We start from the raw sequence: 25597 nt of genomic DNA on the forward strand, positions 1-25597 counted from the left end.
GATTACTTCCCCTTTCTCATCATGTTGCTCGGATAAATCTTTTTGTCTACTTTAAATGTAACGATTTGCAGGGGATGGCGGGCAGCATCAAGCTCGTTTCCGTCTTCGTCCCAAATAGTGCCGATTGTGAATGTGAAATTGTCGATTTCAGGACCGAAAAATTCCACTTCGTCACCTTGTTTAAAGAAATTGCGCTGCTGGAGCGTCACCATTTGAGTTTCCTCGTTATACGCGAGCACGAGACCGGCAAAATCAAATGTTGTTTTCTTTCCGTGTTCACCGAACATCTGCTCTTCATACCCGGGCGTGCCTTCAAAGAAAGCAGGCGCGGTATCCCGGTTTGCACATTTGTCCAGCTCATCCAGCCATTCTTTTTGAATGACAAAGTTCTCAGGATCAGCGCAGTATGCGTCGATGACTTTGCGATACACGCTGACAACCGTCGCAACGTAATGAATTGATTTCATCCGGCCTTCAATTTTCAGGCTGTCGATGCCCATCTCGATCATTTGCGGAATGGATTCAATCAATTTTAAATCTTTCGGGCTCATCGCAAACGGAGCGTCTTCTTCGTCATAGAGCGCGACCGCGTTTGCACCGTCTGTCTGATACAGGTCATAATCCCAGCGGCAGGACTGACAGCAGCCGCCGCGGTTGGAATCCCGGGCCGTCATGTGATTGCTCAGCACGCATCGGCCTGAATAAGCGATACACATGGCGCCGTGGATAAAGGTTTCAATTTCAATATCCACCTTTTCCTTCATTTCTTTAATTTCCAGTCCGCTCGTTTCACGGGCAAGCACCACGCGGTCAAGCCCTTCTTCTTTCCAGAACTGCACCGCTTTCCAGTTGGAAAGGGACTGCTGTGTGCTGAGGTGAATTTCTACGTCCGGGGCCACTCTCCGGCATGTTTCAATAATCAGCGGATCAGCGACGATAATTCCGGCAACTTTTGCGTCTCCCAACGCTTTTAAGTATTCTTCCAGACCGTCCATATTTTCATTATGGGCGAAAATGTTTGTTGTCACATATATTTTCGCCCCGTATTTTTTGGCAAATTCTACGCCCTCTGCGATTTCTTCTATTGAGAAGTTATCCGCATTTGAGCGGAGTCCGTATTCCTGTCCTCCGATAAAAACCGCGTCCGCTCCGTAATGAACGGCAATTTTTAATTTTTCAAGGTTTCCTGCCGGAGCAAGGAGTTCAGGTTTTTTCGTAATGACGCGTTTTCCGTTTACGACTTTGGAAATGGTTTGATTTACGGCTGTCATTCGTTGCACCCTCCTTTTTAATAGACCGTTTCTTTAAAGAAGAATCCTGTGTCGATGCTTCTGTTCACAGGCTGAATGCTTTCAATCCGCTCTATCCAGCTCTCTTTTTTCTCTTCGTATGTCTCTCGGCTTTCGAAGCACAAATCGATTGCTTCTCTGTACATGCGGGTCACTTCAGTTAAGTATTCAGGAGACTTCAAAACTCCGTCGATTTTGAAAGAATCGATGCCGGCGTCCATCAGGTCCTCTAATTCATCAATCATGCACACATCGTTCGGGCTCATGATGTGCGTGCCGTTTCCATCTTCAAAAATCGGGTATTTATTACCCCGTTCCTTGTCATGCAGAAACATCCCCGCTTCTTTTTTCTTCTGTTCGATGTCCATGACTTTACCCTGGTATTCGAAGTAATGGCCCACTAAAGAACGCTTCGATTGGAACATGCACGTCATGCCGTGGATTTGAATTTCAATTTCCACTTCAGCGTTTTCTTTTATGTCAATGATGCTGTCCATATTTAATTCCTTAGCCAGTACTGCCCGCCGTGCCCCTTTGCGTCCCCAGTAATTGCAGGAATAGTAGTTGGTTCCCGTTGTTTCCGTGCTCCAGTGCAGTTTAAGCTCGGGAGCCGCTTCACGCGCCGCCATTAAAACGGCCGGATCACCGAAAACAGCCGCATCAACGCCGGCCTCCTGCAAAAAGGCAAGATAGCCGTTCAGCTCGTCCACTTTTTCGTTGTGAAAAATAGCATTGACGGCGGCGTACACTTTCGCGCCTTCCTGATGAGCTGTCTTTACGGCTTCTTTTATATCTTCTCTTGAAAATTCACCGGCCAGTCTCAGGCCGTATCTCTGTTCTCCGACTAACAGGGCCGTTGCGCCCGCTTGAATGAGCGGAAGAATATCCTGTACAGAAGTCGGAGTCACCAAAAGTTCAGGTTTTTTCATGATCCTTCACCTCTTCTTTTTACTGATGGCGATGCCGTCTCCGACCGGCAGTATGACCGTTTGATAGTCAGGCCGGTCCATCAGCCATTGGTTATATTGATCAATTTTTTCAACAAGCTTCCGTCTTCTTTTCGGCTCAATGTCCGAGTGATTTTGTGCCACCAGCCCTTTAAACAGAACATTGTCCGTAAAAATGACTCCATCCGGCGCAAGCATCGGTTCATAGAGCTCAAAAAAGTTCGTGTACTGGCCTTTGGCCGCGTCGATAAAAATGGCATCATAAGGAGCCGTGACACGGACAGACTCAGAAAGTTCCAGCGCATCCCCGTGCATTACGTGAATCCGGTTTTCCATTTCAAAGTCTTTTATATTGTTCACAGCTTCTTCATAGCGTTTGTCGTCCCGTTCAATCGTGTAAATATTCGCATCCGGAAGCTCAAGCGCCATCCGTATGGCGGAATATCCGATTGCCGCGCCGATTTCCAAAATGTTTTTCGCCTGTTGAATCGACAGCATTTGAAGCAGCACTTCAATGCCCGCTTCTTCCATAATCGGAACATGGTGCTCTTTTGCATAGGCTTCAAGCTTTTTCACTTTATCAGGCCGAGGCTTCAGCATCGCGTTTATATACTCGTTTATTTGTTCATACCGATCATTCACGGCAAACAGCCTCCGTTCTAAAAAGGAGTGCCCCTGACGAATCCGCGGGGACACTCTCTTAAGACACTTCTTTATCCATAAGTAAACAACCCGATATATTTTATCATAAAACCTTTCAGAATGGAATAAAAGGAGAGCTTTTGCCCTCCTTTTATTCGCTGTCTTTTTTGGAAATATACTTTTCCTTCGCTTTATTATGGTCTTTTAATGTTTTGGTGAAAACGACCTCGCCGTTTGATTTTGCAAGGAAATAAAGATAATCCGTTTTGTCAGGGCGGAGAGCCGCTTCCCATGATGAATCACCGGCATTTGCAATCGGTCCCGGCGGCAGCCCCTTATGTTTATACGTATTAAACGGAGAATCAATTTTCAGGTCTTTGTAGTAGACCCGGCTTTTATGCTTACCGGCCGCATATAATACCGTCGGGTCAGTCTGCAGCGGCATTTTTTCTTCGAGCCTGTTGTAAAAAACGCTGGCGATTTTGTGACGGTCGGCTTTGGCGGTGGCTTCTTCTTCAATAAGTGATGCCATCGTCAGCGCGTTATGGACGGAAAGTTTCTTTTTTTCCAGTTCAGATTTATACGTTTCGATACGGGTGTTTGTTTCCTGAACCATTGCCGTCAAAATCGTGTCAAGCGATGCATCCGGATCATTAAACGGATATGTGGCCGGATACAGATAGCCTTCGAGCGGATGCTTGAGCTTCTTGTTTGAAAGCGCGTCCGTTATCGTATCAGGAAACTGTTTTTTCAGTTTGCCGATGAATGTTTTGTCATCCAGTTTCGCCATGATCTCTTCTTTTGAATATGATGTTTCTTTTGCGATCGCATCCGCAATCTGCGTAAGCTGTTTTCCTTCAGGAACGGAAATCTGAAAGGCATATCCCGTTGATCCCGCGGTCAGTTTTTTGATAATCGCATCCGCATCCATTCCTTTATTCAGATGGTAAAATCCCGCCTGAAACCCGGAAGCGCCTTTATACTTCACATACAGCTGAAATGCTTTTTTGCTTTTGATGACATGCTGATCCTCAAGAATTTCAGCGATTGCCGAAACGGAAGAACCGCTCGGAATATTAATATTGACTGCCGTTTTGCTGCCTTTGTCAACCGGGGACAGCAGGGATTTTCCATAGAAAAAAGCACCGCAAATGATGATAAGCAGAGCGATCACGGAGGACAGTATTATCGTCGTTTTTTTGTTTTTACGCGGAAATGAATTTTTAGTCTGATTGATATTCATACAAGTATTTTCCTCCCAACAGCTCTTATACTACATGATTCATGTGCATTCGGCAATTTATTACAAAAAAAAGCCGAAGCGCATACGCGCTCCGGCTTTTTCCGTTCATTTTATTCTTCGTCTTCTTCCGCTAAAAACGTATTCAGCGTTTCTTCGATCATTTCCCACTCTTCATCGGTTTCAATCGGCATCAGTTCGCCGTCTTCACCGTTTTCGTTCGGTTCGAAACTTGAAGCGTGAATTTCGATTTCATCATCGTCTTGAGCATCAATCGGATAATAAAGTACGTAAGATTTGTTGAATGTGTCGTTTTCAAATGTGAACAGTACTTCGCAAAGCTGTTCGTTGCCTTGATCATCGACAATTGTAATGTGTTTTTCGCCGTGTTCCATTTCTTTTCACCTCTTAGTTTAAACTGTCCAGATATCCTTGAAGGATCATGACAGCCGCCATTTTATCAATGACTTTTTTTCGTTTTTGCCTGCTGACGTCAGCCGCGATCAGCATTTTTTCAGCCGCCATCGTCGTCAGACGCTCGTCCCATAGCACAACAGGGACATTGTACGCTGTTTCAAGCAGTTTCGCAAATGTTTGGCTGGCTTCGCCTCTCGGACCGATCGTCCCGTTCATGTTTTTCGGAAAACCGAGCACGATCTTCTCTACATTATAGTCTTTCATCAGCTCGGATAAACGGTCCAGACCGTAATCTCCTTCAGCCTCGTTTATTTTTATCGTCTCAATGCCCTGAGCGGTCCAGCCCATTTCATCGCTTAAAGCTACGCCGAGTGTTTTCGTTCCAAGATCAAGTCCCAATATTCTCATGAATGTATTTACGCCTCTTTATGCTGTTCTAGATAGGATTTTACCAATTCCTCAATTAATTCGTCACGTTCCAGTTTGCGAATTAAGTTCCGGGCGTCGCGATGCCTAGGAATGTATGCAGGATCTCCAGACAGCAAGTATCCGACAATCTGGTTGATAGGATTGTACCCCTTTTCCTGAAGCGCATCATATACCGTATTCAGCACTTCTTCGACGTTTGTTTCAGCAGAATCATCGGAGAAATTAAATTTCATCGTTTTATCAAACGAGCTCACCGTTTTGCACCTCTTTCCCAAATTCGCAGGCAAAGTTCAGCCTGAGGTCCTCATCTTATCATCATTCTACACTAGTTGAAAGGATTATAAAACGGATTTTATCCAATCTTCCGCAGATGCGAGCGCCTCTTCCAATTTTTCAGGCTGCTTTCCGCCGGCCTGCGCCATGTCCGGACGGCCTCCGCCTCCGCCTCCGCAGACTTCAGCCGCTTGTTTGACCATTTTGCCGGCGTGAAGGCCTTTTTCGATCAGGTCTTTCGTCACGCCTGCTGAAAGGTTGACTTTCTCGTTTTGCACGGCGCCGAGAATGATGACCGCAGAACCGAGCTTCGCTTTCAGATCATCCACCATAGTGCGAAGGTGGTTCATGTCTTTCGCATTTACTTTTTCAGCCAGCACTTTTACGCCGCCGATGTCTTTTACTTTAGACAAAATGGCTCCGGCTTCCACATTGCCAAGTTTGCTGAGCAATGATTCATTTTCTCTTTGCGCTTCCTTCAGCTCTGCTTGAAGAGACTGAATTCGCTTCGGTACGTCTTTTACGTTTGATTTCAGCTCGTCCGCAGCGTGCTGCAGAAGGCTGAGCTGGCTGTTCATTTCCTGATAAGCGCCTTTTCCTGTTCCGGCTTCAATTCTTCGCGTCCCTGCGCCGATCCCTGATTCCGATACGATTTTAAACAGACCGATTTCTGCCGTATTCGTGACATGGCATCCGCCGCAAAGCTCAAGGCTGTAATCTCCGACTTGTACGACACGGACGATATCGCCGTATTTCTCGCCGAACAGGGCCATCGCGCCCATTTCTTTTGCCTCATTGATCGGTTTTAAATCAATCGCTACCGGAATGCTCTCCCAGATTTTTTCGTTGACGATTCCTTCAATGCGTTCAAGTTCTTCTTTCGTCACTTGACCGAAATGAGAGAAGTCAAAACGCAGACGGTTTTCGGTAACGAGTGAACCCGCTTGGTTGACATGTGTGCCGAGAACGTCTTTCAGCGCCTGGTGCAGAAGGTGGGTTGCCGTATGGTTTTTCACCACGCCGCTTCTCATTTGATCTTCAACTTCAGCCGTCACGCTTGCGCCTTTTTGAATCGTGCCGCTAGCCACCGTGCCTTCGTGTACATGCTGACCGTTCGGAGCTTTTTTCACGTCTTTAATGGTTACGACAGCCTGCTCGCTTCTCAGCACTCCTCTGTCACCGATCTGTCCGCCGCTTTCAGCATAGAAAGGCGTTTTGTCAAGAAGGATTTGGACGGTATCCCCTTCATGCGCCTCGCTGATTAATTGCCCGTCATGAAGAAGCTCGATCACCTTCGCTTCAGCTTTTACGGCACTGTAGCCGACAAATGTGCTTTCTGCGGTAATGTCGCGCAATGCGCCGCCCTGAACCTGCATGCTTCCTACATCTTGGCGCGCATTTCTCGCCCGTTCACGCTGTTTTTCCATTTCGGCTTCAAAGCCTTTATGGTCAACCGTCATTTGCTCATCTTCCGCGTATTCCTCCGTTAATTCAACCGGGAATCCGTATGTATCGTACAGTTTGAATACGTCTTTTCCGGAGATGATGCCGCTGCCTTTTTCCTTCTCTTTCTTTATCACGTCGGATAAAATGGCCAGACCTTCGTTTAATGTTTCGTGGAAGCGCTCTTCCTCCGTTTTGATGACTTTGGCGATAAACTCTTGCTTTTCTTTCACCTCCGGATAGAAAGCGTCCATAATTCCTGCAACAGTCGGTACCAGCTCATACATAAACGGACGGCTGATACCGATGGTTTTCGCGTATCGCACTGCCCGGCGCAAGAGGCGTCTCAGTACATACCCGCGCCCTTCATTTGACGGCAGAGCTCCGTCGCTTACCGCAAATGCGACCGTTCTGATATGATCGGCGATCACTTTAAAGGCCGTATCCTTCACTGCATCCTTTCCGTAAGCATCTCCGGAAATGCGCTCTGTTGCTTCAATAATCGGCATAAACAAATCAGTGTCAAAGTTTGTCGGGACATCCTGAATCACGGAGACCATCCGTTCAAGCCCCATGCCCGTATCAATGTTTTTCTTCGGAAGCGGTGTGTATGTGCCGTCCGGGTTGTGGTTGAACTCTGAGAATACCAGGTTCCATACTTCAAGATAACGATCATTTTCGCCGCCCGGATACAATTCAGAATCTGACGGGTCATTGCCGTATTTCTCGCCGCGGTCATAGAAAATTTCCGTATTCGGTCCGCTCGGGCCTTCGCCGATATCCCAGAAGTTCCCTTCCAGACGAATGATTCTTTCTTCCGGAACGCCGATTTTTTCCGCCCATAGCGTATAAGCTTCTTCATCCTCAGGGTGAACCGTTACAGACAGCAGCTCCGGATCAAAGCCGATCCACTTTTCGCTCGTTAAAAACTCCCATGCCCACGTGATGGCTTCTTCTTTAAAATAATCACCGATGGAAAAGTTTCCGAGCATCTCAAAGAACGTGTGGTGGCGCGCCGTTTTCCCCACATTTTCAATATCATTTGTTCGGATTGATTTTTGCGCGTTTACAATTCTCGGATTCTCCGGCACAACGCGGCCGTCAAAGTATTTTTTCAGCGTCGCAACGCCGCTGTTGATCCATAATAAAGACGGATCTTCATGCGGAACCAATGAGGCGCTCGGTTCAACGGCATGGCCTTTTTCTTTAAAGAAATCTAAAAACATTTGACGCACTTCAGCAGAAGTTAAGTGTTTCATCTATATTCCTCCTTATCACTACCCGAAATTCTCTTTTGCGACAGCAAAAAAGCTCTCTCCCTATGCAAACCATGCGTTCACACAGGGACGAGAGCTGTCTCGCGGTACCACCCTGATTACAGGCCGAAAAAGGCCTGTCACCTTTCATCCCGTAACGCAGGACTGCGGCAGCCTTTAACTGCACTCAGGATTAGCTTCCGCCGATCTTCTGCTGAAGCTCCTTTCAGCGTATCGGAGCTTCTCTCTTAAACAGGGCTTCGGCGTACTCATATCCGTCACTCGAGATTCGTATGTATTCTACTCGAAATTATAGACAAGCAGAACCCGAATGTCAATGTTCCGTCCTGATCCGCAAAAAGTGAATGGCCGTCACTTTTAAAACGGCTGCCGCCGGAACAGCAAGAATCATGCCGGGAATGCCAGCGAGCTCTCCTCCGGCAAGGAGCGCAAGCATGATCACGACGGGGTGCATTCTGAGACTGCGCCCGACAATAAGCGGGCTCAAAATGTTTCCTTCTATAAACTGCAGAATAAAAATCGTGACGATTACGATGATCACAGCTTTAGCAGAAATCGCCAGCGAAAGGAGCAGCGCCGGTACAGCGCCGATAAACGGACCGAAATACGGGATGACATTCGTAATCCCGATGGCAAGACCCAAAATCAGCGGGTAAGGAAGCCCGAACAGCCAAAATGAAACGCCGGCTATTAACCCGAGCAAAAAACAAACGAGAAGCTGACCGCGGATGTAATCACCGAGAGAGTCGTCCACATCCCGCAGAAATTCACCCCCCCTTTTTCTCCAGGACTTCGGCGTCAAATACCAGACTGTCTTTTTCATGACGTCTATATCCTTCACCATATAGAACACGAGAAAAGGAATCGTCGCCGCGATCAGGATATAATCAAGCACGAAACGGATGCTTCTGATCGTGCTTTCAATCGTGCCGGCAAGAAACGTTTCTGTCTGCTGAATCATTTTGTCCATCCGATGGTGCATGCCGTCAGGCCAATGATCCGTGTGATTATGCAGATGCTTCAGCATACTGTTGTAGTTTTTGGCAAGACCGGGAATGCTCTCAGACAGATCCTGCAGCTGTTCAATTAAAACAGGAACCCCTTTATAAACCCCCCAGCCGATTCCGCCGAAAAACAGGCAATAAATCAGAAGCAGGCTTAAAGTTCTGGCCATCCCTTTTCTATGAAGCCATTCAGTAATCGGAAGTAAAAGATAAGCAATAAATACTGCGATGAATATAGGAATAAAGAGAGATTTTATAACAAGCCAAATGGGAGACCATAACATATCGAGCATGCAAAAGACATACACTGTTAACAAAACGAGCAGACATACAGCCGTCCACATTAAGAGCTGCAGCGGTTTTTGAAGCATGACGTTTCACCTCTTGCTTTATCTTTTGACAGAAAGCCGGAATTATTCCCGTTTCATAAACTCCGCCTTATGACGCAGACCTCTTGACGGAAATAATTATCAGAAATTACGAAATAATCTAAATAATATTCATAAAAATCTGTATAACCATCGTAATGTGTTAAAGGATTTCAAAAACTGTCCAGTCAATATGACTCATGTTTTTTTAAGGAGGATGGCCATGATTTCATTTCAGGATGTAAATAAGCACTACGGACATTTCCACGTGCTGAAAAACATTAATCTGCACATTAAAAAAGGGGAAGTCGTCGTTATCATCGGACCTTCAGGATCGGGAAAAAGCACGCTTCTCCGCTGCATTAATCAGCTGGAAACAGTTGATGGAGGCGCCTTAACGGTAAACGGCGTCTCCATCCATGACAAGAAAACGGATATAAATCAGGTCCGCCGCAATATCGGCATGGTGTTTCAGCATTTTCATCTGTACCCGCACAAAACCGTTCTGCAAAACATCATGCTCGCACCGATCAAAGTGCTTAAGCAATCAAAAGAAGAAGCAAAAGAAACGGCCTTATACTATTTGAAAAAAGTCGGTATACCGGAAAAAGCGGACGCTTATCCTTCACAGCTTTCGGGCGGCCAGCAGCAGCGTGTCGCCATCGCCAGGGGGCTTGCGATGAAGCCCGAAATTATGCTGTTTGATGAACCCACATCCGCGCTTGATCCGGAAATGATCGGGGAAGTGCTGGATGTCATGAAAACACTCGCAAAGGAAGGCATGACCATGGCAGTCGTCACACATGAAATGGGATTCGCAAAAGAAGTGGCGGACCGCATCGTGTTTATCGACGGCGGAGCCATCTTAGAAGAAGCTGCACCGGCTGAATTTTACGAAAGCCCCCGTGAAGAGAGGGCGCGTTTATTCTTAAGCCGTATTTTAAATCACTGAAAAGAAACGGAGGAGCGCTTATGTCACGCGTAACAAAATGGTTGTCATTCGGATTGATATCACTGCTGGCCGTCTTTATGCTGGCAGCCTGCGGAGGGAAAGAAACGTCCGGGGATTCAAAAGGAACGGGAAAAGACACGTTAGCCTCTATTAAAGACAGAGACAAAATCATCTTCGGCGTCAAAACCGACACGAGGTTATTCGGGCTGAAAAACCCAAGCTCCGGTGATATTGAAGGCTTCGACATTGATATCTCAAAACAGCTCGCAAAAGATATTCTGGGGGATGAGAAGAAAGCGGAATTTAAAGAAGTGACGTCAAAAACGAGAATTCCGATGCTGCAAAACGGCGATATCGACGCCATCACCGCCACGATGACGATAACGGATGAGCGGAAAAAAGAAGTTGATTTCTCAGATGTTTATTTTGAAGCCGGGCAATCCCTGCTCGTCAAAAAAGGAAGCAGCATCAAAAGCACCGAAGACCTGGGAAAAGGCTCAAAAGTATTGGCGGTAAAAGGCTCTACTTCCTCACAAAACATCAGAGAAAAAGCGCCTGATGCCTCAGTGCTGGAATTTGAAAATTACGCCGAAGCGTTCACTGCGCTTAAAGCGGGACAGGGAGATGCGCTCACAACCGATAATGCGATTTTATACGGCATGGCGGATGAAAATAAACAATATCAGCTGACAGGCGAAACCTTCACAAATGAACCTTACGGAATCGCCGTCAAAAAAGGCCAATCCGGACTCATCAAGGAAATCAACGCCTCTTTGAAAAAAATGAAAGCCGACGGCAGGTACGAAAAAATCTATAAAAAATGGATTAAAGAAGAACCGGCAAAATAGAAAGGACCGCGGGATGAGCAGCCATGCTCATCCCCGTTTTATAAGGAGTGACATAGATGAACTTTTCAATTTTAACGGAAAACTTTGATATGTATATGGACGGTTTCCTGCACACATTGCTTGCGAGCTTCATCGCGCTGGCAGGCAGTTTTGCGCTGGGCGTTCTGATCGCAGTCATGAGAATCACGGCTTTCAAACCCCTTCAATGGATCGGCACTGCGTATGTGGAATTTATCCGGAACATCCCGCTTCTCCTCATCACATTCGTTTTTTATTTCGGACTTCCGAACGCCGGGCTGAGACTGGACGGCTTTCAGGCGGGAACGATTGCGCTTACGATTTACACGTCGGCCTTTATCGCAGAAGCCATCAGAGCCGGAATTCAGACTGTCTCCAAAGGGCAGATGGAAGCGGCCAGATCGTCAGGCTTCACCTACAGTCAGGCGATGAGATACGTCATTCTTCCTCAGGCCGTAAAAATCGTGATTCCCCCGCTCGGAAACCAATTTCTCAACCTTGTCAAAAACTCATCAATACTCGGAGTGGTGGCGGGACTCGATTTGATGTATCAGGCGGATCTCGTTTCCTCAAGCACTCTTGTCGTGTTTGATGTCTATATTTTCGTCGCGCTTTTTTATTTGATATTAACGATCCCGCTCAGCATCGGGGTTCACTATTTGGAAAGACGTCTCGGAAAGAGTTATTAGAAAAGGAGAGTGAAAAACATGGATTTTAGCGGCGCCTATACACCTGACCATCTGCTGTTTTTATGGGACGGCTTTTTGGTCACACTTTATGTTGCGCTGATCTCCATTGTCCTGAGTTTTATTTTCGGGCTTGCCGCCGGCACTTTGCGCTATGCGAAAATTCCTATCGTCTCGGGCATTATAGCGGCCATTGTGGAAACCATCCGCAACCTGCCGCTGTTATTAATCATTTTCTTTACGTTTTTTGCCCTTCCGGAAATCGGGATCAAACTGGAAATTACCGCGGCCGCCATCACGGCGCTTACGATTTTTGAATCTGCCATGCTGTCAGAAATCATCAGAAGCGGTTTGCAATCCGTTGACAAAGGACAGATTGAAGCGGCGCGTTCTTCAGGACTGACGTACACGCAGACTCTTTTTCTCGTCGTCATGCCGCAGGCGCTCAGGCGTATGGTTCCTCCGATTGTGAGCCAGTTTATCTCCTTATTAAAGGATACGTCACTTGCGGTCGTCATCGCTCTGCCCGAACTGATTCATAACGCGCAGATTTTAAACGGACAAAGCGCTGACGGGGGATATTTTTTCCCGATCTTTCTGCTGGCGGCCCTGATGTATTTCGCGGTCAATTACAGCCTGTCTCTCGCAGCCAGACGGCTGGAAGCGAGACAAACGTAAAAAGGATACTTCCGGAGAAGTATCCTTTTTTCTGCTTAAAACATTTTCATGACTCGTCTTCTCATCCGTTTCATACCTTTTTTATTCAGCATATCGGACTGAGAAGCCATACGATACATAACGGCTCCAGCTCCTAAAGCCAACAGAGAGGTCATTGTTCTGCCCATCGCGCGTATCTCCTTTCAACTTTAAAAATTGATACTGCGTTCGTCTTCAGAAAACAAATCATCAAGACTGCTTAATGTGCCGTCTTCCTCTACTTGATGTGTCGCAATTTTGCCTTTGGCCACCGTCAGCTCAATGAAGCAGCCCCAGCAATAGTATTGGTTTACGCCGATTTTGCCGATATCTTTACTTTTGCAGTTCGGACATACAAGCACAGACTACACCTCTTATCCGTTCAGGACGATGCCTTCTTTCCCCGCTTCAATAAGCGTATCGGCGGCGCGGCGCACTTGGCGTCTGCCAGCCAGATCTGAAAAGAAGCCGTCCGAGAGTTCATATGCTACGATTATGCCCCTGTCCAAACAAAAGTATACATCTTCCAGTAAACCGAACATTTCACCATCAGGCGATTTCACCGGCTGCATCTTAATCTGTTCAAAGGTGAAACAGCTCTTCGGCAAAGGCTGCAAATGAGCATGACCGGAAGCTACGGCTTCTTGTTCCATCTCTTTTATATCACTTGCCTCTAAAAAAAGATGGCGGTTGTGAAACAGGCGTTTCTGCTCCAGAACGAAACCGAGAAACCGGCCGTCCAGAGAGAAACATACATCCGATATCATCCCGAGACTGCGCCCGTTTTCGTCATATACTGTTCGTCCTTCAGCTGCATGGCATGTTCTCAAAGTGTGATCAACCACCTTTTGTTGAACACGTATAGGTTTTGCCAAGAAGCCGGGCAGCATACTTTGAAATGACTTCCACAGGCGAAAACCCGGCGCATGTTTATGCTCCGGGTTTTTTTACGCTTTTTCTTCCATAAAGTCAAACGGCGTGATGCCTTCCATTCCGATGTTTGCATCATATACACTGAACGGCAGCTCTTTTTGCAGGGCGGCCAGTTCTGCATCCATCTCTTCAGTCTGCTCTGTGAGCCTGTTTTTAAGCGACGTCTGTCTGACGGTGGCATCATTGTTTTTGACGCCCCATTCAAGCGCTTCTTCTTCTCCGCAAAGAATCAGAAATTTTTTCGCTCTTGTTATGGCGGTATAAAGCAGATTTCTCCTGAGCATTCGATAGTAGCCTTTGACGACAGGCAGGACGACAATAGGGAATTCGCTTCCCTGCGACTTATGAATGGAACAGCAGTAAGCGTGGGTAAACTGGCTGAAATCCTTTTTCGTAAAGGTGATTTCGTTGCCGTCAAACGAGACGACGACCATGTCTTCTTTTTCCGTATTTTCTTTGGCATAAAAAATGGACACGATTTCGCCGATATCGCCGTTAAACACATTGTTTTCCGGCTGGTTGACAAGCTGTAATATTTTATCGCCCGTCCTGTAGACGACATCACCGAATTTCAGCTCCCGCCTTTTTTCTTTCGGCGGATTCATGATGTCTTGAAGAAGCATATTCAGCTCGTTAATTCCCGCTTTTCCCCTGTACATCGGGGCAAGCACTTGAATATCCCTGGAGGTATACCCCTTTTTTAACGCGTTCGAGACGACCTGATCCACGACTTCTTTAATCTGTGAAGAATTACAGCGGATAAATGAGCGGTCCTTTGTCGGCGCGGTCAGCCCCTTTGGAAGCAGTCCTTTTTTCATATCATGCGCAAGTTCCACAATGGATGATCCTTCAGCCTGACGGTAAATATCTGTCAGGCGCACGGTCGGCAGCACCTCAGAAGCCAAAAGGTCTCTGAGCACCTGCCCCGGTCCTACTGAAGGAAGCTGGTCTTCATCACCGACGACAATGAGCTGAATGTGCTTAGGAAGCGCCTTAAACAAATGGCTGGCGAGCCAGATATCGAGCATACTCGCTTCGTCTATAATGATCAGTTTCCCTTCAATCGGCTGATCTTCATTGTAGGTAAAGCCTTCAGCGCCATTCCAGCCGAGCAGCCTGTGAATCGTAACAGCCGGCAGACCCGTAGATTCGCTCATCCGTTTTGCGGCTCTTCCCGTCGGCGCGGCAAGCAGCACCGGGAACGTCTCGTCTTTTTTATAATCACCGGGGTCAAGCGATACTCCGTGCAGTTCACTGTATAATTCCACGATTCCTTTAATAACGGTCGTTTTCCCCGTCCCGGGTCCTCCGGTCAATAAAAGCATCGGTGAAGACAGCGCTTTTTGAATGGCATCCTTTTGGCTTGGTGCGTATTGAACATTCATCCGTTCTTCCAGTTCACCGAGTGCAAGCAGAAATTCCGATTCAGGAAATTGATCGGCATACTCCGTCTGAGCCGCAATGTCGAGCACGCGTTTTGCGACATTTTGTTCGGCGTAAAACAAGGACGGAAAATAGCAGCGCTCTCCTTCAATGACGATATCCTTACTCTCCCCGAGGGCGATGATGCCGTCAGCCGCATCCATTTCCGTGACGCGGCCGCCTTCAGCTGACTGATTCAGGAGCGTTTGCGTATTGATAATCAGCTGCTTTGTCTCTATGTACGTATGGCCTTCTGAAAGACAGGTCGATTCAATCGTATATAAGATTGCCGCTTTGATCCGCTCCGGGTGGTTTCCTGACAGACCCATTTTTCCGCCCAGCTCGTCAGCTTTCACAAAGCCGATGCCTTCAACGTCTTTCACAAGCTGATAAGGATTTTCCTGAATTTTCTCCAGGGTTTCCGTTTCGTAGGCCTGATATATTTTCATTGATAGCTGGGGCCCGAAACCGTATTGGTTCAGAGAGATCATAATCTGCTCAAGCCCCTGATGCCGCTGCAGCTCTCCGGCAAGCTTATCCGCTTTCTTTTTCGACATTTTCGGCACATCGTAAAGCACCGACGCATCCGTCAGAATTTTATTGAGCGCGCCGTCTCCGAGCTTTTTGACGATTTCCTCCGCCGTTTTTTTTCCGATTCCTTCAAACAGATCACTTGATAAGTAGTGAATGATCCCTTCTTTTGTGGTCGGAATTTCTTTTTTAAAGTGTTCAGCCTGAAATTGCAGGCCGAACTTAGGATGCGTGGCGGTTTTTCCGTAAAATGTGTAGGTCTCATCTTCTTGCAGCAGAGGGAAGTAGCCCGTTACGGATACGACCTTGTCTTCGATCGCCTCAGACGTTTCTGCAACTTTGACTTTCAGCACTGTATACAGGTTGGTGTCATTATGATAAATGACCGTATGAATGACGCCTTTTACATACGGCTGTTCTTCGATGTTCAGCTGATCCACGAGCCTTCCCTCCTTTTGTTATGACTGGGTGATAAGCTGTTTCGCATGAAGCGCAAGCATATGATCAGGCTGTATGCCGATTGCGCCTTCCAGCATCTCAAGCGCCTTTTCACGATTTTCTTTGTACGCGTAAGCGACTCCGGCATTATAAAATGCGTCCGCGTGGCTTGGGTCCTGCTCGATCACCGTCTCAAACTGCGCCAGAGCTTCATCCAGCATTTCTTCATTTGCGAGACACATTCCGAACTGGAAGCGTGCTTCCGTGTCATTTTCGTTTAATTCAACGGCACGCTGCAAATACGGCAGTGCAAGCTTCGGCCGCTCTAATTTAACGAGAACGGTCCCCAGCATATAAAACAAATCTCCGTTTTCCATTCCGGAGCGAAGCGCTTTTTCAAACATATCCTTCGCTTCGGAAAACGATTCTTTCATCACATATACGTTTCCCGCACCGTAATAAGCGGCTGCCGCCGAATTGTCCAATTCGAGCGCTCTGTTATAGAATGCAAGCGCCCGTTCGAGTTCGTTCACAGAAGAAAGCAGATTTGCGAAGTTGATATACGGCACCGGATCTTGCCCGTTTTCCTCAATCGCTTTCGTAAAAGCCTCTGCCGCTTTTTCAAAATCGCCCTCCTGCATGGCGTCAATCCCGATTTTATTATAATCCATTTTTAACTTCCTTTCGCTAAAAAACCCCAACATGCGAGTTGAGGTTTTTTACATGTGTTATACGTACCACAGTTTTGTTCCGTCTTTATAAACGTCGTCTATCGTTCCGCCGCCGAGGCACTCTTCTCCGTCATAAAAAACGACGGCTTGTCCCGGCGTAACGGCGCGTACCTGCCCGTCAAAAATGACTTCCGCTTCATCATCACCCGTCATTTTCACCGTTACTTTGTGATCTTCCTGACGGTAGCGGAATTTCGCCGTGCATGTCATTTCGCCGCCGCCCATCAGACCGGGACGCGTCCAGCTGACATTTGTCGCCGTGATCTTATCGGAATACAGAAGCGGATTATGGAATCCTTGATCAACATACAGAATGTTTTTTTCAAGATCTTTACCGACGGCGAACCACGGCTCGCCGCTTCCGCCAATTCCAAGACCGTGGCGCTGTCCGATTGTATAATACATCAGACCGTCATGACGCCCTTTTACTTCTCCGTCCATTGTCATCATATCGCCCGGCTGAGCGGGGAGATATTGGCTGAGAAACGTTTTGAAGTTGCGTTCGCCGATAAAGCAGATTCCCGTGCTGTCTTTTTTCGCAGCTGTCGCAAGTTCCGCTTCTTTGGCGATTTCCCGCACGCGGCTTTTTTGCAGATCACCGATCGGGAACATGACTTTGCTGAGCTGTTCCTGATTGAGCTGATTCAGAAAATAAGTCTGGTCCTTGTTTTCATCCAGGCCGCGGAGCATGCGCACTGTACCTGCGCTTCTGTCCACGCGGGCGTAATGGCCCGTCGCAAGATAATCCGCGCCGAGTGACAGAGCATGATCCAAGAAAGCCTTAAACTTAATTTCTTTATTGCACATGACATCCGGATTGGGGGTTCTTCCGGCTTTATATTCATCAAGGAAATATTGAAATACCTTTTCCCAATATTGCTTTTCAAAATTGACGGCATAATACGGAATTCCGATCTGGTTGCAGACCCGGATGACGTCTTCATAATCTTCCGTCGCCGTGCAAAAACCGTTTTCGTCCGTATCATCCCAGTTTTTCATAAAGATTCCGATTACATCGTAGCCCTGCTCCTTCAGCAGAAGGGCCGCCACGGAAGAGTCCACGCCGCCGGACATGCCGACTACGACTCTTGTATCCTCCGGCCGTTTTTCCATTTGCATTCACTCCATTAAAAACGTAAGTCCGCCGTTTTAAGCAAGCCGTTTAACGACGGCGGCAAGCTTTTCGGCGGCTGTTTCGATTTGTTCCGCCGTATTGCCGAGGCCGAAGCTGAGGCGGATTGACGAAGTCAGCCTGCCGCTCTCACTTCCGAACATGGCCGTAAGCACATGGGACGGAAGAACGGATCCCGCTGTACAAGCAGATCCGCTGGAGACGGCAATGCCTTCCATGTCAAGATTGACCAGCAGCGCTTCCACCGGCACACCGGGAAAGTAAAGGTTTAAAATATGAGGCAGGCATTTCTCGGCATCTCCGTTCACCTCCGCTGTGACGCCGGATTTTTCCAGCGTACTCATGATGATGTTCTTAAACTCCTTATACTTCGCTGTTTTCTCTTCCCTCTCACGGTTTGAAAGGACGACCGCTTCTTTTAAGCCGGCGATGCCCGGTACATTTTCCGTTCCCGCGCGGCGCTTTCGTTCCTGCTCTCCCCCGAGAAGAATCGGTGACAGCTTCACCTCTTGATTTACATATAAAAAGCCTGTCCCTTTAGGCCCGTTAAGCTTGTGACCGGAAACAGACAGCATGTCAATTCTGCTTTTTTTCACGTCAATCGGCATATAACCGAATGCCTGGACGGCATCTGTGTGAAAATAGGCCTGATGCCCGCTTAACAGCTCTCCGATTTCGTCAATCGGCTGAATGGTTCCGACTTCGTTATTGCCATACATGACGGTAACAAGGATTGTATCATCACGGAGCGCTTCTTTCACCTGATTTGCACTGATCCGTCCTGAAGGGCCGGGGATGAGGTATGTCACCTCAAAGCCGTCTTCTTCCAGCTTTTCGCAGGCGTGCAACACAGCATGGTGCTCAACAGCGGTCGTAATGATATGCTTTCCTTCATTCTTCCGGGCGGCAACCGTTCCGAAAATCGCTAAATTATCAGCCTCCGTGCCGCCGCTTGTGAAAATAATTTCCTGTTCTTTCGCACTGATTTCGCGCGCGATGTCCGCTCTCGCTTCATCGACCCATTTCCGGGATTCTCTCCCGAATGAATGAATGCTTGACGGATTGCCGAAACTGCCGAAGAAATGGGGCTTCATCTCTTCGAGCACACGCTCATCCATCGGGGAAGTCGCGGCATGATCTAAATAAATCCGTTCCATTGTCTCTACACCTCTGGTTTAAATATAGAACATATAAGCTTCCTGCTCGCCGTCCGTGTAGCTCGCAAGGTCTTCTAACGTCGTGCTGTCCAGCACGTCTTTTACAGCGTCGCGGATGCGGATCCATAACTCCCGCTTGGCAGGCTCTTCATCCTCAAGCACTTCTACCGGGCTGATCGGCCCTTCCAGCACTCTGATAATATCTCCGGCCGTTATCTCTTCAGGCTGGCCCCCGAGCACGTAACCCCCGTAAGCGCCTCTGATGCTTTTTACGAGTCCGGCGTTTCTAAGCGGTGATACAAGCTGTTCCAAGTAATGCTCAGAAAGGCTGTTTGTTTGGGCGATGCTTTTGAGCGACGTCGGACCGTCTCCGTGCTTTTTCGCCAATTCAATCATAATGGTGAGCCCGTATCTTCCCTTTGTCGATATTTTCAATATGAACACCCCAGTCAATTCTAATTGTTAATTTATACAAGTAAATGGATATGAATAATCTGTTTAGTATCTTATAGACCAACTGTTATTATAACATAACTTATCCTAATTTTCATTGAAACACGGGGCCCGCCGCAATTCGCTTTTCTAATCGTCCGTTTTCCGTTACCCTGTATATGTAAGGAGAGATGTTCATGAAACCACTGGCGTATCGGATGCGGCCTGCCAATATCGAAGACATTATCGGCCAGGAACATTTGGTCAAAGAAGATAAAATCATCGGCAGAATGGTGCGTGCAAAGCACTTATCATCCATGATCCTGTACGGACCGCCGGGCATCGGAAAAACATCCATCGCCACAGCGATCGCAGGATCGACAAGCATCGCATTCAGGAAATTGAATGCCGTCATTCATAATAAAAAAGACATGGAGATTGTCGTACAGGAAGCGAAAATGTCAGGCCAGGTCATTTTAATCCTTGACGAAGTGCACAGGCTTGATAAGGGAAAGCAGGATTTTCTGCTGCCCTATTTAGAAAACGGCATGATTATTTTAATCGGCGCGACGACCGCCAACCCTTATCATGCCATTAACCCGGCCATCAGAAGCCGAACCCAGATATTTGAGCTCGAACCGTTAACACCCGATCTGATCAAGCAGGCATTGAAAAGAGCGCTCACAGATGAACACCGGGGACTCGGTTCTTACAGCGTTTCGGTGGACGACGACGCGATGGATCATTTCGCACAAGGGTGCGGGGGAGACGTCCGCTCCGCTTTGAACGCACTGGAGCTTGCCGTGCTCTCCACAAAGGAATCAAGCGACGGCACGATCCGGATTACACGGGAAACGGCGGAAGAATGTCTGCAGAAAAAAAGCTATACTCATGATAAAAACGGCGATGCGCATTATGACGTCTTATCCGCCTTCCAAAAATCGATCCGAGGCTCGGACGCAAACGCCGCCCTTCATTATCTGGCCCGTCTGATCGAAGCCGGCGATCTTGAAAGCATATCAAGAAGGCTTCTCGTGATCGCCTATGAAGATATCGGCCTCGCAAGCCCGCAGGCAGGCCCCCGGGTGCTGAGCGCGATTCAGACCGCAGAACGGATCGGCTTTCCGGAAGCGAGAATTCCGCTGGCCAATGCGGTAATCGAATTATGCCTCTCGCCAAAATCAAACTCCGCCATCTCAGCCGTTGATGAGGCGCTCAAAGACATCAGGACGGGTAAAATCGGCGATGTGCCGAAACATTTAAAAGACGCCCACTATAAAGGGGCCCAAGAGCTCGGACGCGGGATCGGCTATCAATATCCTCACGATTTCGAGAACGGATGGGTCGAACAGCAATATTTGCCCGATCCGTTAAAAAACAAGCAATACTATAAACCGAAACAAACGGGGAAATTTGAAGCCGCCATAAAGCAAGTGTATGAAAAACTGATGAAGCAGAAAAAATAACCGGACAAGGACACCCTATGTGTTCTTGTCTTTTTTGATACCGGCCAAAATCTTTCGTGTAAACGGCGGATTCAAATAAAAAACAGCCTTTCCTGAAGAAGGCTGTTTTTCTTTTTATTTATCTTTAACCCGTTTAATGTCGATGTCCTTTAAGAGCTCCATGACAACATGTCCGCCCATAATCAGACCGGCCACTGACGGAACCCAGGCGTTGGAAGACGGCGGCATTTGCGCTTTGCGGATTTTCGCTTCATCATTCCCGACTTCTTTTCTGACGTCTTCACGGATGACGATCGGGCTTTCATCAGAAAAAATGACCTGTACGCCTTTTTTAATGCCCTCTTTACGAAGCCTTGTGCGGACGACTTTGGCAATCGGATCGGTATGGGTTTTTGAAATATCAGCAATCTGAAAGCGTGTCGGGTCTGTTTTATTCGCCGCTCCCATGCTTGAAATCAGCGGAACATTCCGTTTCAGACATTCTTTCATCAGATGAATTTTATAATGAATCGTATCCGACGCGTCAATGACGTAATCAAGCGGATACTCAAAGAACTGCTCATATGTCTCTTCTGTATAAAACATTTTTAAGGCGACGACATCGCAATCCGGATTAATATCCGCGATCCGCGCTTTCATCAAGTCTGTTTTCGGCTGTCCCACCGTCGACAAGAGCGCATGCAGCTGGCGGTTTACGTTTGTAATGTCAACATCATCTTTATCGACAAGCACGATCCGCCCCACTCCGGACCTCGCCAATGCTTCGGCTGCGAATGAACCGACTCCGCCGACGCCGAGAACGGCCACCGTGCTGTTTTTTAACGTGTCCAGCCCTTCTTTTCCAATCGCTAGCTCATTTCTGGAAAACTGATGTAACAAGAACCTCACTCCACATTCTGGTTTTATAAACTCGGCTTGTCAAAAAGCCGCTGGTTTTAGCGCACAAAAAATAAAGTCCCAATTGTGCCGTTGCAGCTTTCCTTCGTTTTGAACCCGCTCTCAGCAGGTGGGTGCCCTTTTTTAAATCTTGTAAGTCCTCTTAACGAATGAAAAGAGGCATGTACGCCATTTAAAAATACGGGCTCCCAAATCAAAAAAATGTTCGGTCAAAACTAGGTGTACAACTAACACATCAGGACTTTATTTAACTTGTCAAAATCATATCACAGCAGATTTTGATTTTCAAGAAACAAACTGCTGATCTTTACTGTTTCACTTTTCTTTTGACAGAAAGGTGAAGTTCTTCAAGCTGGGCCTCGCTCACTTCGCCGGGCGCTTCCGTAAGAAGGCAGCTTGCGCTTGCCGTTTTCGGGAAAGCGATCGTATCCCTTAAGTTTGTCCGGCCCGCGAGAAGCATAACCAAACGGTCTAAGCCGAGCGCGATTCCGCCGTGCGGAGGTGCGCCGTATTCAAAGGCTTCGAGAAGGTATCCGAACTCCTCCTCCGCTTCTTCTTTTGTAAAGCCGAGAAGCCCGAACATTTTTTCCTGAACGTCTTTTTCAAAAATACGGATTGAGCCTCCGCCGAGTTCATAGCCGTTTAAGACAAGGTCGTAAGCCTGCGCTTTCATATCTTCAGGCGCCGTTTCAATCAGGTCAAGATCTTCACGGACAGGCATTGTAAACGGGTGGTGAGCCGCATAGAAACGGCCTTCTTCCTCGTCATGCTCCAGTAGCGGCCAGTCCACAACCCACAGGAAGTTGAAGAGGCTTTCGTCAATCAGGCCTCGTTCTTTGCCGAGCTTTAAGCGAAGCGCGCCGAGGGATTGAGCCACAACCTCAAACTTATCAGCGCCGAACAGGAGCAGATCGCCTTCAGAAGCATCAAGCGCTTCAGCCAGTTTTGCCTGCTTCTCTTCATCAAAGAATTTCGCAATCGGGCCTTTTACGCCGTCAGCTTCAACTTTCACCCAAGCGAGACCTTTCGCGCCGTAATTTCCGGCAAAAACGCCGAGCGCATCGATATCTTTTCTGGAATAGTCGCCGGCAGCGCCTTTGACATTGATCGCTTTTACAACGCCGCCGTTTGCCACGGCTGATGAGAACACCTTAAATTCAGTATCTTTCACTATGTCTGACACGTCCGTCAGCAGCATGCCGAAGCGGGTGTCGGGCTTGTCGGAACCGTAGCTGTTCATCGCTTCTTCATATGTCATTCGCGGAAGCGGAAGCGGTACTTCAACACCTTTTGTTTCAAGCATGACTTTCGCCATCATCTCTTCCGCCAGAGCCATGATGTCCTCTTGACTCATAAAGGACATTTCAATATCAATCTGCGTAAATTCCGGCTGGCGGTCGGCACGCAAGTCTTCATCGCGGAAGCAGCGGGCCACTTGATAATACCGTTCAAAGCCCGACACCATCAGAAGCTGTTTAAAAATCTGCGGCGATTGCGGAAGGGCGTAAAATTCTCCTTCATGCACCCGGCTCGGCACTAAGTAATCACGGGCGCCTTCGGGAGAGCTTTTTGTTAAAATCGGTGTTTCAATATCAAGAAATCCGTTTTCATCCAAGAAATGGCGGATGGATTTTGTGACTTGATGCCGCATTTGCAATGTTTGAAACATCGCCGGGCGGCGCAAATCCAAATAGCGGTGTTTTAACCGGACGTCTTCAGAAACGTCAGCCGCCTGGTCACTGATCGGAAACGGAGGCGTTTTCGCCGTACTGAGCACCGTCACCGCTTCAGCTTTGATTTCAATTTTACCGGTTTTCAGGTTGGGATTCACCGTGCCTTCTTCACGGGCAGAAACCGTGCCTTCGATATCAAGCACATATTCGTTTCTGATTGCTTCCGCTGCGGCAAGGGCTTCCTTCGATACGTCAGGGTTGAACACGACTTGCACAATACCCGAGCGGTCACGCAAATCAATGAAAATCAAGCCGCCGAGATCGCGCCGCTTCTGCACCCACCCTTTCAGTTTGACGGTTTCGCCAATCGCTTTTTCAGTTATCTCGCCACAATAATATGTTCTTCCAAACATAGCGTTCCTCTCCTTCACTGCTTTTGATCTGCCTTTAACACTTGTATCAGCTCGTCTAACACCACTTCACGCTGCTCTCCTGTTTCCGCATCTTTTACATTGATTTTATTCTGGGCAAGCTCATCTTCCCCTAAAATCGCAATAAAACGTGCGCCGAGACGGTCAGCCGTTTTGAATTGGCCCTTCATCTTTTTATTTTCATAATCGATTTCACTTGAGATGCCCGCTTCTCTCAGTTTGTACACGAGGGAAACGGAATAATCCTTCGCTTTTTCTCCGAGCGTCACGATGTAGCAGTCAATCCCCTGATTGACGGGAAGCTCTGTTTTCTCAGCGTCAATGGCTGCCAGCAGACGTTCGATGCTCATCGCAAATCCGATACCCGGCGCTTCAGGTCCGCCGATCTGTTCAACAAGCCCGTCATAGCGGCCCCCGCCGGCAAGTGTTGTAATCGCTCCGAATCCTTCGGCATTGCTCATAATTTCAAAAGCGGTATGGTTATAATAATCAAGCCCTCTGACAAGGTTCGGATCTATTTCGAACGGGATGCCGAGATCGTTTAAGTATTGTTTTACTTTCTCAAAATAAGCGGCTGATTCTAAATTTAAGTAATCAAGAATGGACGGAGCCGTTTTCATCAGTTCATGCTCTCTGTCTTTCTTGCAGTCAAGAATTCTGAGCGGGTTCGTGTGCAGACGCGACTGGCAGTCTGAGCAAAATTCTCCGATGCGCGGTTCAAAATGTTTGACGAGCGCTTCCCGATAGGATTTGCGGCTCTCCTGGTCACCAAGGCTGTTCAGCACAAGCTTGACATGTTTCAAACCGGCTTTACGGTAAATACTCATCGCAAGCGCAATGACTTCTGCATCCACGGCCGGATCTTTGGAGCCGATCGCTTCAATTCCGAATTGATAGAATTGGCGGAAACGCCCCGTCTGCGGACGTTCGTAACGGAACATCGGTCCGACATAATAAAGCTTCGTCGGCTGCACCGGGTTCGCAAATAATTTATTTTCATTGAACGCGCGGACTGCGGCAGCCGTTCCTTCCGGCCGAAGCGTCAGGCTTCTCCCTTTACGGTCTTCAAACGTGTACATTTCTTTCTGCACGATATCTGTAGACTCACCGACGCCTCTTGCGAACAATTCCGTATGTTCGAAGATCGGCGTGCGGATTTCTTTATATTGATAAGTGCGGCACGTCTCCCTCATAATTTGTTCGACGAACTGCCATCTGTCTGATTCACCCGGCAGTATGTCCTGTGTGCCTCTTGGAATGTGATATGCCATGTTACAGGCCTCCTTAATGTCTTTCTTCAAATAAAAAAACTCCCGCTCCTACTATACATGTATAGTAGGGACGAGAGTTATACCCGTGGTGCCACCCTAGTTGGAATGCCGAAGCATCCCCGCTCTGACCTTTAACGCAGGTTCACGTCCGCTGCCTAATGACTTGCTAAAGCGTTCAGCAGGGAACCTCCGGAGTGTTGTTTCGAGAAAGATGCAGTGCGGATCCGCTTTCAGCCCGGGACGGTTCCTCTCTTCTCCATGCATTCTGACCTACTCTTCTCCATTATCGGTTCAAAATCGTTATCATGACTTATGTACATCAATTTCTATTATAATAATGGGATTGCACTCCCCTGTCAAGTTTTATTCCGTCTGTTTTTCCTTGCGACCGCTTCTTTCGATAAGAGACCGAACTCCGTCGCCGTCTCTTCAAGAAACCCCGCCTTTTCTCTATCGCTCTGATCACTGAAATGCAGATTTCCTTCCGCATCGTGCAGCGCGCGTCCCATTTTTGGTTGATATTTCATGATTTGCACACCTTTTCGCTGTATTTA

General features: G+C 47.7%; 26 protein-coding genes, 1 other RNA gene and 2 other annotated features. Of the genes, 5 read left to right on the forward strand and 22 right to left on the reverse strand.

What is annotated here, in order from left to right:
- Nucleotides 1–2 precede the first annotated feature (2 nt).
- From SB847_RS08470 to SB847_RS08510, 9 genes are all read right to left on the reverse strand, one after another.
- Complete coding sequence (locus tag SB847_RS08470) at nucleotides 3–1271, reverse strand: peptidase U32 family protein (protein ID WP_003152759.1); 1269 nt, start codon at nucleotides 1269–1271, stop codon at nucleotides 3–5.
- 17 nt (nucleotides 1272–1288) lie between these two features.
- On the reverse strand, nucleotides 1289–2218 hold the full coding sequence (locus SB847_RS08475; RefSeq protein ID WP_410561406.1) for a peptidase U32 family protein: 930 nt from the start codon (nucleotides 2216–2218) through the stop codon (nucleotides 1289–1291).
- Between the two features lie 6 nt (nucleotides 2219–2224).
- The gene (locus SB847_RS08480) at nucleotides 2225–2878 is read right to left on the reverse strand and encodes an O-methyltransferase (RefSeq protein WP_007612793.1); all 654 of its coding nucleotides are present in this window, start codon (nucleotides 2876–2878) and stop codon (nucleotides 2225–2227) included.
- Nucleotides 2879–3029: 151 nt separating this feature from the next.
- Nucleotides 3030–4121 carry an endolytic transglycosylase MltG gene (gene mltG / locus SB847_RS08485; protein WP_032873884.1) on the reverse strand — a complete coding sequence of 364 codons (1092 nt, stop codon included), beginning with the start codon at nucleotides 4119–4121 and terminating at the stop codon, nucleotides 3030–3032.
- A gap of 110 nt (nucleotides 4122–4231) precedes the next feature.
- Entirely contained in the window at nucleotides 4232–4513 is a 282-nt protein-coding gene (locus tag SB847_RS08490; protein WP_003152751.1) for a DUF1292 domain-containing protein, read from the reverse strand.
- 13 nt (nucleotides 4514–4526) lie between these two features.
- On the reverse strand, nucleotides 4527–4943 hold the full coding sequence (gene ruvX / locus SB847_RS08495; protein WP_003152750.1) for a Holliday junction resolvase RuvX: 417 nt from the start codon (nucleotides 4941–4943) through the stop codon (nucleotides 4527–4529).
- Nucleotides 4944–4951: 8 nt separating this feature from the next.
- Complete coding sequence (locus tag SB847_RS08500) at nucleotides 4952–5218, reverse strand: IreB family regulatory phosphoprotein (protein WP_012118070.1); 267 nt, start codon at nucleotides 5216–5218, stop codon at nucleotides 4952–4954.
- Nucleotides 5219–5302: 84 nt separating this feature from the next.
- Nucleotides 5303–7939: an alanine--tRNA ligase gene (gene alaS / locus SB847_RS08505; RefSeq protein WP_410561403.1), complete on the reverse strand. Its 2637-nt coding sequence runs from the start codon at nucleotides 7937–7939 to the stop codon at nucleotides 5303–5305.
- Nucleotides 7940–8019: 80 nt separating this feature from the next.
- Nucleotides 8020–8227 (reverse strand) — a binding site (T-box leader).
- A 43-nt stretch (nucleotides 8228–8270) separates the two neighbouring features.
- Nucleotides 8271–9332 (reverse strand): AI-2E family transporter, encoded by a 1062-nt coding sequence (locus SB847_RS08510; protein ID WP_410561402.1) that lies wholly within the window; start codon nucleotides 9330–9332, stop codon nucleotides 8271–8273.
- A gap of 220 nt (nucleotides 9333–9552) precedes the next feature.
- Here SB847_RS08510 and SB847_RS08515 point away from each other — a divergent pair, with 220 nt between their 5' ends.
- From SB847_RS08515 to SB847_RS08530, 4 genes are read left to right on the forward strand one after another with little or no spacing between them, the layout of a single operon-like run.
- The gene (locus SB847_RS08515; RefSeq protein ID WP_045208339.1) at nucleotides 9553–10281 is read left to right on the forward strand and encodes an amino acid ABC transporter ATP-binding protein; all 729 of its coding nucleotides are present in this window, start codon (nucleotides 9553–9555) and stop codon (nucleotides 10279–10281) included.
- A gap of 20 nt (nucleotides 10282–10301) precedes the next feature.
- Nucleotides 10302–11129, forward strand: coding sequence for a transporter substrate-binding domain-containing protein (locus SB847_RS08520; RefSeq protein ID WP_410561400.1), 828 nt, complete (start codon nucleotides 10302–10304; stop codon nucleotides 11127–11129).
- Nucleotides 11130–11185: 56 nt separating this feature from the next.
- Entirely contained in the window at nucleotides 11186–11836 is a 651-nt protein-coding gene (locus SB847_RS08525; protein WP_044801639.1) for an amino acid ABC transporter permease, read from the forward strand.
- Nucleotides 11837–11854: 18 nt separating this feature from the next.
- Nucleotides 11855–12511: an amino acid ABC transporter permease gene (locus SB847_RS08530; RefSeq protein ID WP_015417903.1), complete on the forward strand. Its 657-nt coding sequence runs from the start codon at nucleotides 11855–11857 to the stop codon at nucleotides 12509–12511.
- 35 nt (nucleotides 12512–12546) lie between these two features.
- Here SB847_RS08530 and SB847_RS08535 read toward each other — a convergent pair whose 3' ends face one another.
- The 8 genes from SB847_RS08535 to cymR form a co-directional block, all read right to left on the reverse strand.
- Nucleotides 12547–12678, reverse strand: a complete 132-nt coding sequence (locus SB847_RS08535; RefSeq protein ID WP_003152741.1) for a YrzQ family protein — start codon at nucleotides 12676–12678, stop codon at nucleotides 12547–12549.
- A 21-nt stretch (nucleotides 12679–12699) separates the two neighbouring features.
- A complete protein-coding gene (locus SB847_RS08540) occupies nucleotides 12700–12891 on the reverse strand; it encodes a hypothetical protein (protein ID WP_003152738.1) in 192 nt (63 codons plus the stop codon).
- A gap of 12 nt (nucleotides 12892–12903) precedes the next feature.
- Complete coding sequence (locus SB847_RS08545) at nucleotides 12904–13359, reverse strand: PRC-barrel domain-containing protein (RefSeq protein WP_410561398.1); 456 nt, start codon at nucleotides 13357–13359, stop codon at nucleotides 12904–12906.
- 117 nt (nucleotides 13360–13476) lie between these two features.
- Entirely contained in the window at nucleotides 13477–15855 is a 2379-nt protein-coding gene (gene recD2, locus SB847_RS08550; protein ID WP_017418224.1) for an SF1B family DNA helicase RecD2, read from the reverse strand.
- Between the two features lie 18 nt (nucleotides 15856–15873).
- The gene (locus tag SB847_RS08555) at nucleotides 15874–16494 is read right to left on the reverse strand and encodes a tetratricopeptide repeat protein (RefSeq protein ID WP_088461189.1); all 621 of its coding nucleotides are present in this window, start codon (nucleotides 16492–16494) and stop codon (nucleotides 15874–15876) included.
- A gap of 87 nt (nucleotides 16495–16581) precedes the next feature.
- A complete protein-coding gene (gene mnmA / locus SB847_RS08560) occupies nucleotides 16582–17697 on the reverse strand; it encodes a tRNA 2-thiouridine(34) synthase MnmA (RefSeq protein ID WP_082998784.1) in 1116 nt (371 codons plus the stop codon).
- A 36-nt stretch (nucleotides 17698–17733) separates the two neighbouring features.
- Complete coding sequence (locus SB847_RS08565) at nucleotides 17734–18873, reverse strand: cysteine desulfurase family protein (RefSeq protein WP_038459347.1); 1140 nt, start codon at nucleotides 18871–18873, stop codon at nucleotides 17734–17736.
- A gap of 18 nt (nucleotides 18874–18891) precedes the next feature.
- Complete coding sequence (gene cymR / locus SB847_RS08570; protein WP_003152730.1) at nucleotides 18892–19308, reverse strand: cysteine metabolism transcriptional regulator CymR; 417 nt, start codon at nucleotides 19306–19308, stop codon at nucleotides 18892–18894.
- 194 nt (nucleotides 19309–19502) lie between these two features.
- Between cymR and SB847_RS08575 the strand changes: the two genes are divergently transcribed.
- Complete coding sequence (locus SB847_RS08575; RefSeq protein WP_003152729.1) at nucleotides 19503–20771, forward strand: replication-associated recombination protein A; 1269 nt, start codon at nucleotides 19503–19505, stop codon at nucleotides 20769–20771.
- A gap of 114 nt (nucleotides 20772–20885) precedes the next feature.
- On the opposite strand, the gene SB847_RS08580 is transcribed toward SB847_RS08575, so the two are convergent.
- From SB847_RS08580 to SB847_RS08600, 5 genes are all read right to left on the reverse strand, one after another.
- Nucleotides 20886–21650 carry a tRNA threonylcarbamoyladenosine dehydratase gene (locus SB847_RS08580; RefSeq protein ID WP_012118080.1) on the reverse strand — a complete coding sequence of 255 codons (765 nt, stop codon included), beginning with the start codon at nucleotides 21648–21650 and terminating at the stop codon, nucleotides 20886–20888.
- 71 nt (nucleotides 21651–21721) lie between these two features.
- Nucleotides 21722–21913: non-coding RNA, 6S RNA (gene ssrS, locus SB847_RS08585), on the reverse strand.
- Nucleotides 21914–21975: 62 nt separating this feature from the next.
- A complete protein-coding gene (gene aspS / locus SB847_RS08590; protein ID WP_032873853.1) occupies nucleotides 21976–23754 on the reverse strand; it encodes an aspartate--tRNA ligase in 1779 nt (592 codons plus the stop codon).
- A 14-nt stretch (nucleotides 23755–23768) separates the two neighbouring features.
- Nucleotides 23769–25043, reverse strand: coding sequence for a histidine--tRNA ligase (gene hisS / locus SB847_RS08595; RefSeq protein WP_410577517.1), 1275 nt, complete (start codon nucleotides 25041–25043; stop codon nucleotides 23769–23771).
- A gap of 63 nt (nucleotides 25044–25106) precedes the next feature.
- Nucleotides 25107–25339: a binding site (T-box leader), on the reverse strand.
- Nucleotides 25340–25399: 60 nt separating this feature from the next.
- Nucleotides 25400–25570: a YrzK family protein gene (locus SB847_RS08600; protein ID WP_003152722.1), complete on the reverse strand. Its 171-nt coding sequence runs from the start codon at nucleotides 25568–25570 to the stop codon at nucleotides 25400–25402.
- Nucleotides 25571–25597: the final 27 nt, after the last annotated feature.

It is taken from the genome of Bacillus sp. SIMBA_026 (genome assembly GCF_046535335.1).
GTDB classification, from domain to species: domain Bacteria; phylum Bacillota; class Bacilli; order Bacillales; family Bacillaceae; genus Bacillus; species Bacillus velezensis.